The sequence below is a fragment of the Bacillus sp. N6 genome (assembly GCF_052805735.1).
The window spans coordinates 549,595-560,894 of record NZ_CM127843.1; the positions used below are offsets into that span (position 1 = coordinate 549,595).

Below are 11,300 nucleotides of genomic sequence, written 5' to 3' on the forward strand. Positions count from 1 at the left end.
ATGGCTTTGTTTGGTTATCCACTTGAAACAATTTATTTATATGGATTTATTATTGCTACTATACTCACTGTTATTTATATCTTTTTTGGAGATATATTTGAATCGATATTTAGTTTTGGGGGCGGATCTGTATCCGTTGTTACTTTATTACTTAGTTTTTTCGCCATGTTATGTGGGCTTAGTTATATAGGAGAGTACTTATTCTCCTTTAATAGTATTACTATTTTCGGGGCTGCATTTGCTATATCTTTTATCGGTGTTTTCATCATGAAAATACTAATTTTAAAACCGATTGCAGAAGCAGAACAAAATACGATGCAACGTATGGATGAATTTATCGGTTGCAAAGGAGAAGTCATTACGACAATTCCTACAGAAGGATTTGGTGAAGTATTAATTTCATCCCAATTTGGAAGTAATGCAATCCCAGCTAAAACTGTTGGAAAAAAAGATATTTCGCAAGGAACAGAGGTTATTATCGAGGGAGTCCAAGATGGTGTTTTACTTGTACAAAACATCGCTTATTCTTTAAAGAAACCAAAATTATAAGGGGGAATTTACATGACGATTCCATTAATTATCGGTGGAGTTTTACTCGCAATTTTAATTCTACTCATTTTAGTATTTATTACGAAGTATCGTACGGTTGGTCCGGATGAAGCGTTAATTGTTACAGGGAACTGGCTTGGTGGAGGAAAGAATGTAGTTACCACTGATGATGGAAAGAAGATTAAGATTATTCGCGGGGGCGGTACTTTCGTAGTTCCGATTATGCAAAGAGCAGAGCCTTTAAGCTTATTAAACTATAAATTAGAAGTTGGTACACGTGATACGTATACGAAACAAGGTGTACCGATCACAGTAAACGGTGTTTCTATTATTAAAGTGGGATCAACAATTGAAGAAGTTTCCACAGCAGCTGAACAATATTTAGGAAAAGAAACAGAAGAGTTAAAAATAGAAGCAAAAGAAGTTTTAGAAGGGCATCTCCGTGCTATCTTATCTTCTATGACAGTAGAAGATGCGTATAGTAATAGAGAGCAATTTGCTCAAAAGGTACATGAAGTAGCTTCTACAGATTTAAAGAAGATGGGACTTCGCATTGTTTCTTTCACAATTAAAGAAATAATGGATAAAAACGGATACTTAGATGCGCTTGGTCAGCCGCAAATTGCGACAGTTAAGCGTGATGCAACAATTGCGAATGCAGAGCGTGAAAAAGAAGCACGTATTGAAAAAGCCCGTGCTGAAAAAGAGGCAAAAGAAGCAGAATATCAACGTGATGCACAAATCGCTGAAGCTGAAAAACATAAAGAATTAAAAGTACAGTCTTATAAGAGAGAACAAGAACAAGCGCGTGCAGATGCGGATCTTTCTTACGAATTACAACAAGCGAAAGCACAACAAGGTGTTACAGAAGAGCAAATGCGCGTTAAAATCATTGAGCGTGAAAAGCAAATTGAGTTAGAAGAAAAAGAAATTGCGCGTCGTGAAAAGCAATATGATGCAGAAGTTAAGAAAAAAGCTGATGCAGATCGCTATGCTGTTGAGCAATCAGCGGAAGCAGAAAAAGTAAAACAAATTAAAAAAGCCGATGCGGATCAATATAAGATTGAAGCAGAAGCGAGAGCACGTGCAGAAGAAGTACGTGTAGAAGGTTTAGCGAAGGCGGAAATTGAAAAAGCACAAGGTCAAGCGAAAGCGGAAGTACAAAAAGCACAAGGTACAGCAGAGGCAGATGTTATTAGATTAAAAGGTTTAGCAGAAGCAGAAGCAAAACAAAAAATCGCAGAAGCATTTGAATTATATGGTCAAGCGGCAATTATGGACATGGTTCTTAAAATGCTTCCAAGTTATGCGAAGGAACTTGCAAGTCCGCTTAGTAATATTGATAAAATCACAGTTGTCGATACAGGCGGCGGTGGTAAAAATAGCGGGGCCGGAAAAGTTGCGGGTTATGCGACTGATTTAATGGCAACGATGCAAGAAACGTTAAAAGCTTCTTCTGGCATTGACTTAAAAGAGCTATTAGAAGGATTTGCAGGAAAAGGAGCGGTACAACAATTATCAAGCGATAAACCTGTTGTATCTGTAGTAGGAGATGAGAAAAAAGAAGTAGATAAAGAATAGTAAGGTGGAAAGAACCTCTAGTAAGTGAAATACTAGAGGTTCTCCTATGAATTATAATATTTCGAATAATATACATTTTTATACATTGTTTTAATTATTTAATTTATATAGAATGAAAAAGATATGTATCAATTCTTTAGATGTATAAAAAGATAGAGAGTCTCATTGATACATTTAAATCGTATTATTTTTATAGAAAGATTAAATGTTAATTAATTACATTTAAAACGGTATGGAGGGGTAGAAGTATGTTTCAAAGGAAATTAAGGAGTAGTAGTTTAAAAACAAAGTTACTTGTATCATTTATTATTATTTTAATTCTTCCAAGTATTGTAATTGGTTGGACGTCTTATCAACAGGCGAAGACGAATTTTAATGAAACAATTTTAAACTCGGCGAAAGATAATATAAAAATTTTGGATAATGTAATTAATAAGGAATTGGATAGTAAAAAAATAGATGCAACTTATTTTACGAAATTATTTACACAATCAAGTTACCAAGCAGATCAAATTCAAAACATACAAAATAAACTAGAAGAATACAATAAACTGCATCCAGAAATGGAAGCAATCTATACAGGATCTAGTAATGGACAGTTCATTCAATCACCAGCTATTCAGATGCCAGATGGATATAATCCTACAGAAAGAGATTGGTATAAAGAGGCAGTGAAGAAAAGCGGAGAAGTAATTGTAACTGCTCCATATAAGTCAAAAACGACAGGAAATATTGTTATTACACTAGCAAAACAAAACGAGGATAAAAGTGGAGTTCTTGGGATTGACTTAATCATTAATGATATCGTTACTACTTCCAAGATGGTTAATATCGGTAAGGAAGGATATGTAGCGATATTTGATCAAGATAAAAATGTAGTAGCGCACCCGAAAATGAAGCCAGGAGAGAAATTAGAAGAGAAACTTAGTAAAGAATTGTATAAACAGGAAGCTGGGGATTTTCATTATTCATTAGATGGTGAAGATCGCAATATCACTTTTAAAACGAATAAGAAAACTGGATGGAAAATAGCAGGAATTATGCCTTCCAAAGAAATTATCGAAGCGGCTGAACCTATTTTCTATAAAACAATAACTGTTCTTGGAATTTCACTAATAATCGGTGGGATTGTAATTTACTTCATAATTGCGTCTATTATTAAACCGTTAAAACAACTTGTCATATCATCGAAGAAGATTAGTGAAGGTGATTTAACAGAATCAATTACAGTTCATTCTAAAGATGAAATTGGACAGCTAGGAGAAAGTTTTAACGAGATGGCTGCATCGTTACAAAGTGTCATTTCCAATATAAACACTTCAGCAAGTCATGTAGCGGCATCTTCAGAAGAATTAACAGCTAGTATGAAGCAGACAAGCGAAGCAACGGAACAAATTACACAGGCTATAGAGCAAGTATCAAGTGGTGCAGAAATACAAACGAAAGAAGTTGAAGAAGGAGCAACATTGTTAGAAGAAGTTACAGAAGGAATTCAGCGTGTTGCAGATAGTTCTTCATTAGTATCTACAGCCTCTATGTATACGAAGAAAAAAGCTGAAAATGGTGGGAAGTTAGTTGAACAAACTGTGAATCAAATGCAATTAATTCATGAGTCTGTTTCACAGTCAGACAAAATCATTGGTTTGTTAGACGATAAGTCGAAACAAATTGGAGCAATCCTTGAAGTAATTCAACATATTGCAGAACAGACAAATTTATTAGCGTTAAATGCGGCAATTGAGGCTGCGAGAGCTGGAGAGCAAGGTAGAGGATTTGCAATTGTAGCAGATGAAGTGCGAAAGCTAGCGGAACAATCAGGACAGTCTTCTACGGAAATTGGGAAACTAGTGAAAGAGATTCAATTTGATATAAAAGAAACAGTAAGCTCTATGAATCAAGTTGGAGCAGAAGTACAATCAGGACTTGTAGTTGCAAATGAAACGAAGCAAAGCTTTGTCGAAATATTGAAGTCTACAAATGATACAGTTGTACAAATTGATAGCATGGTAGATGTAGCAAAACAAATGACGGTAGATGCAAAACAAGTAAGTGCATCTATTAATGAAATTGCAGCTACGATTGAAGAAAATGCCGCAAGTGTTCAAAATATTGCTGGTTCCTCTGAGGAACAATTAGCTTCAGTAGATGAAATAAATGCAGCAGCAGTCCATTTATCACAAATGGCAGAAGAATTACAAGAGATGATTGGTAAGTTTAAAATATAATAAAAAACTGTTAAGAAACGAAGTAGTACTTATGCTTCGTTTCTTTTTTTATGAAGATAAAAAAGAAAGAAATATATAGTAACCGTGTTATGATAATAAAAAACTGTATTTTCTTTAAATTCTATCTTTAATCATGTTAGGGGAATGGTTTTGAAATTTAAAAAATTAAAACTCCAACCGAGAATTACATTAACTATTAGTACACTTATTTTAGTTGTACTTATGCTAACGAGTTATTTATTTTATTACATATTATCTGAAACGGTAGAAGAGCAAATTGGTAAACGGGCTTTGCATGTTGCGAAAACAGTTGCCGCGATACCAGAAATTCAGGAAGCTTTTCAAAAAGAAAATCCAGCTTCTATTATTCAGCCAATCGCAGAAAAAATTCGAATTGATACAGAGGCTGACTTTATTGTAGTTGGAAACAAAGAGGGGATTCGTTATGCGCATCCTGAGCGAGATAAAATAGGAGAAAAAATGGTTGGCGGAGATAATAAAGGCGTTTTATTAGAAGGGAAATCTTATGTTTCTAAAGCTAATGGATCATTAGGCCCTTCGTTGCGTGGGAAAGTCCCAGTCCGTAACCAGGAAAATGAAATTATTGGTGTGGTGTCTGTTGGGTTTTCAATGGCTGATATTCATGGAGCAGTAGAAGTGTATGGAAAGCGGGTATTCTGGATTACAATAATAGGTCTTTTAATTGGGATAATTGGCTCTATATATTTAGCGGCAAGTATAAAAAGAATGATGTTCGGGATGGAACCAGAAGAAATTTCATCTTTATATGAAGAGCATAGTACAGTGATTCAATCTGTACGTGAAGGGATTATTGTAATCGATAAAAATGGCATGATTAGTTTAGTCAATCAAGCAGCTTATGATATTCTTTCGCTAGATAAGCAACAAAATATTATTGGGGAATTTATTTTAAATGTAATTCCTAATTCAACGATACTAGATGTACTTCAAACTGGTGAAGAACAGTTTGATCGCCAATTAAATATAAAAGGACAGGCTGTTATTGCGAACCGTCTACCTATTAAAGTAAAGAATAAAGTAACTGGCGTTGTATCGAGCTTACGTTTGAAATCTGAAATGGATCAGTTAACAGCAGAATTATCTCAGACGAAGCAATATACAGAGGCATTACGAGCGCAAACGCACGAATATAATAATTTATTGTATACGCTTTCAGGTCTTATCCAATTAGAATCATACGAAGATGCTTTAGAGCTTATTCATAAGGAAACAGCGGTATATCAAGATTTTGTTCAATTTATTATGAAGCGGATTCAAAATCCATGGCTAGGTGGAATTTTAATTGGATTTTATAATAGAGCACGAGAGTTGAAGATTGATTTTATGCTAGATAGAGAAAGTGGTTTAGACAAATTAAGTCCACATATTGAGAGTAATTATGTCGTTTCTATTTTAGGGAATTTAATTACGAATGCATTTGAAGCAATTGAAAAAAATGAAGAGAATGATAAGAAAGTAAGGATGTTTGTAACTGATATTGGAGAAGAAATATTAATTGAAGTGGAAGATTCAGGGCAAGGGATTCATGATGAAATAATTACTAGCATATTCTATAAAGGCTTTTCGACGAAAGAAGGAGGAGAGCGAGGGTATGGATTAGCAAAAGTGAAAGAGTTAGTAGAAGATTTAAATGGAAGTATTGCAATTGAAAAAGGGGATTTAGGTGGTGCGTTATTTATTATTGCACTACCGAAAGAGAGAGGCGAATAGTAATGGGTGAGGAGATTGAAGTATTAATTGTAGAAGATGATATTCGGATTGCTGACATTCATCGTCGTTTTACTGAAAAAATTGAGGGATTTAAAGTAATTGGAACGGCAACGACTGGAGAACAAGCGAAAGAATGGCTAGAGCTTGTGAAGCCACAGCTCGTGTTATTAGATGTGTACTTACCTGATATGCAAGGAACGGAACTTGTCACATATATTAGAAATCATTTGCACGATACAGATATCATTATGATTACAGCGGCATCGGAAACAGATGTAGTGAGGCACGCCCTACGGGGCGGAGTAACAGATTATATCGTAAAGCCACTAATGTTTGATCGATTTAAAGCAAGTCTAGAAGGCTATCAAAAAAAGATTATACAGTTAAAGAAGAACAATCAATTATCTACGGAACAAATTGAATATTTATGGTCTCAAAGAGGCGTGAAGGGAGATCAAATAGAATATGCCCCGAAAGGGATAGATCCTTATACTTTAGCGAAAGTAAAAAAGCACATGTTAACAGTTAATGAAGAAGGGATTACAGCAGAAATGTTAAGCTCAATGATTGGAGTAAGCCGATCAACGGCAAGGCGCTATTTAGAGTATTTGATATCTGGGAAGAAAGTCCACGCAGAGCTAATATATGGAAGTGTTGGGAGACCGGAGAGACGTTATTTTCTTGCTTCTTCATAATAAAAAACAGTAGAGGATTTTATTTCTTCTACTGTTTTTTTGCATCTTATATTGGAATAATCCCTATTACAATTCCGGTAATTAACATAACCATTGTCGTTCCAACGGCCCACAATAAAGTGAAGCGTTGATGTTCACCGAAATCAACTTTGGCCATTCCGACCAATAAATAAGTGGAAGCGACAAGAGGACTTAATAAGTGAACGGGTTGCCCAAGTAAGGAAGCGCGTCCCATTTCAGCTGCACTAATTCCGTAAGTAGCAGCAGCTTTCGTCAAAATAGGTAATACCCCGAAGTAAAATGCATCATTAGACATGAAAAATGTGAATGGCATACTGAGAAGTGCTGTAATAATTGGTAGTTGTGGTCCAAGTGCATCTGGTATAAGAGTTACTACACTGTTAGCCATTGCATCTACCATTTTTGTTCCAGATAAAATACCAGTGAAAATACCGGCAGCAAATACGAGAGAAACAACTGCTAATATATTCCCTGCATGAGAAGCAATACGTTCTTTCTGTTGCTCTAAGTTTGGATAGTTAATCATAACAGCAATAGCAAAAGCGACTGTAAATAAAACAGGTAACGGCATAACTTCTAGTATGAGACAAACAAGTAATGCAGCGGTTAATAAAAAGTTAATCCATAGAAGTTTAGGGCGTTTATGCGCTGCAGCTTCAACAGTTGCAGCTTGCTCATCCATTGTTTGCATTTGTTTTAAATACTGTACATCCATAATTCCTAAACGTTTTCTTTCTTTTTTTCCAAGATAGTAGGCAACGAAAACAACCCAAATTGCACCAGCAATCATTCCTGGAATAAGAGGTGTAAATAATTCGGAAGCCTCAAGTCCAAGTGCGCTCATAACACGAGCTGTAGGTCCACCCCAAGGTGTAAGATTTGTTACCCCCGCCCCTAACATAACAACTCCAGCTAATATGAGGGGGTTCATTCCAAGGCGCTTATATAGTGGATACATTGCGGAAACTGTAATCATGTATGTTGTTGTACCATCACCATCTAGAGAAACGATAATAGTCAATATAGCCGTTCCGACAACGATTTTTAAAGGATCTCCTTTTACAAATTTTAAAATCTTACTAATGACAGGATCAAATAAACCGCTATCAATCATAATCCCAAAATATAAAATAGCGAACATAAGCATAATACCAGTAGGTGCTAATTTTTGAATCCCCTCTAACATCATAGGCCCCATATTGGCATAGAATCCGCCAATTACTGCAAAAACACTCGGAATTAATATTAAGGCTACTAGTGCTGACATACGTTTCGTCATAATTAAAAACATAAAGACAAATACCATCGCAAATCCAAGTAGTGCTAACATGTAATTTCCCCCTCAAAAGAATGATTGCGCTTTCAAAATAGAATAAAAATTCAGAAAAAGGTTTTTTATTTATAATAAAAGCATCTATTCAAATGGTAAATAATTTGAAAAATAACATCATTAGAAGCATAATTTTTATTTTGTTCATTTTGTTCACGGTAGTTAATTTGAATTTTTAAAAAGTAAGCCACTCCTCGTAAGAATGGTAGAATAAGATGAAAATAGTGAAGTGTGAAATAGGGAGTAGATGTTATATGAAAACGAGAATAGAAGAGATTTATAGCTCTTATGAAGGAAAAGTAGAGGAGATTTTTATTAATGAATCTTCTTACGTATATGAATGGGAAAAATTACTGATGATCCGAAAAAATGACGGTGAGCTAAAAAAAATTGCAGTCGGGATTAGTGGAAATATAAGATTGGTAAATGTAGAAGTTGGACAGGAAATTAGTGCGGATACATTATTAGTTAAATTAGAAGATGATTTATTAATTACAGGTTGTGAGTGATGAGAGATGTGTAGAAATAACTACACATCTTTTTTTGTTTCCTATATTACAAAAAGCACATTGTTTTTTCACAAATCTCACACAACCTTTTGGTATTCTTTTCGTGGAGTATACGGTTTCTAGGGAGGAATATTGATGAAAGCAAAATATGTCGTACTTGTTATATGTTTATGTTTCGTATTTACAGTAGTCGGGTGTGGAAAAAAGGAAACAGCAGCTATTGCCATTGATGAGAAACATGATAAATGTGATATTTGCCAAATTGGGGTAACAGATAATCAATTTGCAACAGAAATTATTTTAGAAAATGGAAAAGCGTTAAAGTTTGATGATATCGGTTGTATGTATAAATGGATGGAGATCAACTCAGATGAAAAGACGAAAGAGAAATTTGTCCGAGATTATGATTCGAAAGATTGGATTTCGTTAGAAGACGCTACTTACGTATATGATAAAACAATAACGACACCGATGGCTTATAATGTCATTTCATTTAAAAATAAAAAAGATGCAGAGAGCTTTGTATCTAACTATAAGGGGAAAGTTCTTTCGTATAAAGAGCTAGCAGAGCATAAATGGGAAATGAATAAAGAGATGATGGGGAAACCGAAAGCAGGAAATCATGGTGGACATCATTAATAGAAAAAGACAACTATGTAGTTGTCTTTTTCTATTATTACTCAGGTGCAAATATAGAAAAGGTGTAAAATTTTTAGCAGAACGGTTACAATGGAATATAGTAACCTAAAGCAATCATTTATGTACTTTTTAGAAATGTATACAAATGCGGTAAAAACGTGCTAAACTAATTGCTTCATAATGTTAATGATGGGGCCATCAGGCGTATCATTTCAATAGGTTGAGAAACATAGTATAAGCTTAAGATAATCCGATTAAAGAAGGAATCTAAAGGGCTTATGGATAAATGTACTCAAGAAGAGTTATTGTATGTGATGGAGGAATGGTTAAGAAAACATTATCTTTCATAGGAGCTGTAGTTGTGAGAAAACAAAAAATTTTATTATGTATTTTATTAGGACTTTTAATGACGGTAGTGGCTTGCGATAAGCAAGAAGAACCAGAATCGAAACCGGTTCATGTGAAAAATGAAAAGAAAAAAGAGAAGCATAAAGAACAGGAAGAATCTAAAGAAGAGAAAAGTATAAATTTAATGGACAAACAGTTGTTACTTTCAGCTACTCTTGGAGACACAGAGACAGCTATGAAGTTGATTCAGGATGGAGCGAATATAAACGTAGAAGGTGACAACGGAGAAACGCCTGTCCTTGCAGCGACGTACCAAAATCATGTAGAGACAGTTAAAGCATTAATTGGTGCAGGTGCTAATATTGAAATTAAAGATGAGAAAAAAAGTAATCCACTTCTTTATGCAAGTAGAGAAGGATATACGGATATTGTAAAAGTATTAATTAATGCAGGAGTTAATACGAAAGAAACGACTAGGTCAGGTGGGACAGCACTTATTTCTGCATCTGAACGTGGCCATGTAGAGGTTGTTAAAGAATTATTAGAGCATACAGATATTGATGTGAATTATAAAAATGAACGTGGTGGAACAGCGCTATTAGAAGCAATTGTATTAGGAAATGGTAGTGAAAACCATAAGAAAGTAATTCAATTGCTTATTGATCACGGTGCAGATGTAAACATGGCTAACAAGGAACATCTGACGCCACTGCAATACGCTGAAAAAAGAGGTTTTAAAGATATTGTAAATATGTTGAGGTTAGCTGGAGCGAATGAAGTAGTACAGCCACAACAACCAGTAGAGTAAAAAACGAAAAATAATCCCATTTAGATAGACAGAATGAAGAAATCAGTTAGTATGATGGATTCAGTAATGTGTATTTAAATGGGATTTTTATTTTGAACATGAAAAATAGATTATGAATGGATGGTATATGGAGTAAATAAGGAGGATAAAAATGAGGCTCTCAAAACTTGATTTAATAGTAATTCAGGCAGAGGTTTTATTTGTTCATAATCAAGTAGGAAAAATGAAATATGTAAATGAACAAGGAAATCCGAAAGCACCACGTTTTTTTCTTGGCAGAACTCGTGAAGGGAGTATAACGAGATATCATTGTAATGTGGATGATGAAACGGTAAGTAAGATTGAGAAGTTAATTCGAGAACCTTCAAAGCATATAGAGATAGCAAAGATTATTAATATATTAAATGAAGAAAGAACAGTGGAAAATATTTGGATGGGTCCTGCTTTCATGTTTCATAGTAATTTACATAAGCCGACTAGAGCAATACAAATAACTGAGAAGAATAGAGAGCTTTTGCGAGAAAATTTTCCTAATCTAATAGAACAGATGGAATGGAGGAAACCTTATTTTGCAATTGTAAAAAATGAAAAGGTAGTTTCTGTTTGTTGCAGTGCTAGAAGTACGCCCGTAGCTGCTGAGGCAAGTGTGGAAACTTTAGCGGAATTTCAAGGGAATGGATATGGTACTGATGTTGTTACAGCTTGGGCCTTATCAATACAAGAGGAAAAGCGCATTCCACTTTATAGTACTGCTTGGGATAACTTTGCTTCGCAAGCAGTGGCAAGCAAACTAAAACTTATTAACTATGGAATGAATTTACATATTGATTGAATTTTAAGTAT

10 protein-coding genes and 1 pseudogene are annotated in these 11,300 nt (G+C 34.7%); 10 read left to right on the forward strand and 1 reads right to left on the reverse strand.

All coding sequences use genetic code 11. The features are described 5' to 3' along the window. The 6 genes and pseudogenes from ACUXVC_RS02840 (at nt 1) to ACUXVC_RS02865 (ending at nt 6,802) form a co-directional block, all read left to right on the forward strand. Nucleotides 1-549, forward strand: coding sequence for an NfeD family protein (locus tag ACUXVC_RS02840; RefSeq protein ID WP_001173146.1), 549 nt, complete (start codon nt 1-3; stop codon nt 547-549). Between the two features lie 12 nt (nt 550-561). Then, nucleotides 562-2,130, forward strand: coding sequence for a flotillin family protein (locus ACUXVC_RS02845; protein WP_095691443.1), 1,569 nt, complete (start codon nt 562-564; stop codon nt 2,128-2,130). 248 nt (nt 2,131-2,378) lie between these two features. Further along, nucleotides 2,379-3,413: pseudogene (locus ACUXVC_RS02850) on the forward strand (HAMP domain-containing protein); the annotation flags it as partial. Nucleotides 3,414-3,494: 81 nt separating this feature from the next. Continuing rightward, entirely contained in the window at nt 3,495-4,355 is an 861-nt protein-coding gene (locus tag ACUXVC_RS02855) for a methyl-accepting chemotaxis protein (RefSeq protein ID WP_369812832.1), read from the forward strand. A 144-nt stretch (nt 4,356-4,499) separates the two neighbouring features. After that, a complete protein-coding gene (locus tag ACUXVC_RS02860) occupies nt 4,500-6,107 on the forward strand; it encodes an ATP-binding protein (protein WP_003269387.1) in 1,608 nt (535 codons plus the stop codon). Between the two features lie 2 nt (nt 6,108-6,109). Further along, the gene (locus ACUXVC_RS02865; protein WP_000503468.1) at nt 6,110-6,802 is read left to right on the forward strand and encodes a response regulator; all 693 of its coding nucleotides are present in this window, start codon (nt 6,110-6,112) and stop codon (nt 6,800-6,802) included. A 46-nt stretch (nt 6,803-6,848) separates the two neighbouring features. On the opposite strand, the gene ACUXVC_RS02870 is transcribed toward ACUXVC_RS02865, so the two are convergent. Next, entirely contained in the window at nt 6,849-8,153 is a 1,305-nt protein-coding gene (locus ACUXVC_RS02870) for a CitMHS family transporter (RefSeq protein WP_144465802.1), read from the reverse strand. Nucleotides 8,154-8,407: 254 nt separating this feature from the next. On the opposite strand from ACUXVC_RS02870, the gene ACUXVC_RS02875 reads away from it, so the two are divergent. The 4 genes from ACUXVC_RS02875 to ACUXVC_RS02890 all read left to right on the forward strand — a co-directional run bounded on the left by ACUXVC_RS02875 (nt 8,408) and on the right by ACUXVC_RS02890 (nt 11,289). Next, a complete protein-coding gene (locus ACUXVC_RS02875) occupies nt 8,408-8,662 on the forward strand; it encodes a hypothetical protein (RefSeq protein WP_000857376.1) in 255 nt (84 codons plus the stop codon). Between the two features lie 135 nt (nt 8,663-8,797). Continuing rightward, a complete protein-coding gene (locus tag ACUXVC_RS02880) occupies nt 8,798-9,301 on the forward strand; it encodes a nitrous oxide reductase accessory protein NosL (protein ID WP_095691442.1) in 504 nt (167 codons plus the stop codon). A gap of 286 nt (nt 9,302-9,587) precedes the next feature. Beyond that, nucleotides 9,588-10,457, forward strand: a complete 870-nt coding sequence (locus tag ACUXVC_RS02885; RefSeq protein WP_000287335.1) for an ankyrin repeat domain-containing protein — start codon at nt 9,588-9,590, stop codon at nt 10,455-10,457. A gap of 151 nt (nt 10,458-10,608) precedes the next feature. Beyond that, nucleotides 10,609-11,289, forward strand: a complete 681-nt coding sequence (locus tag ACUXVC_RS02890; protein ID WP_095691441.1) for a GNAT family N-acetyltransferase — start codon at nt 10,609-10,611, stop codon at nt 11,287-11,289. Nucleotides 11,290-11,300: the final 11 nt, after the last annotated feature.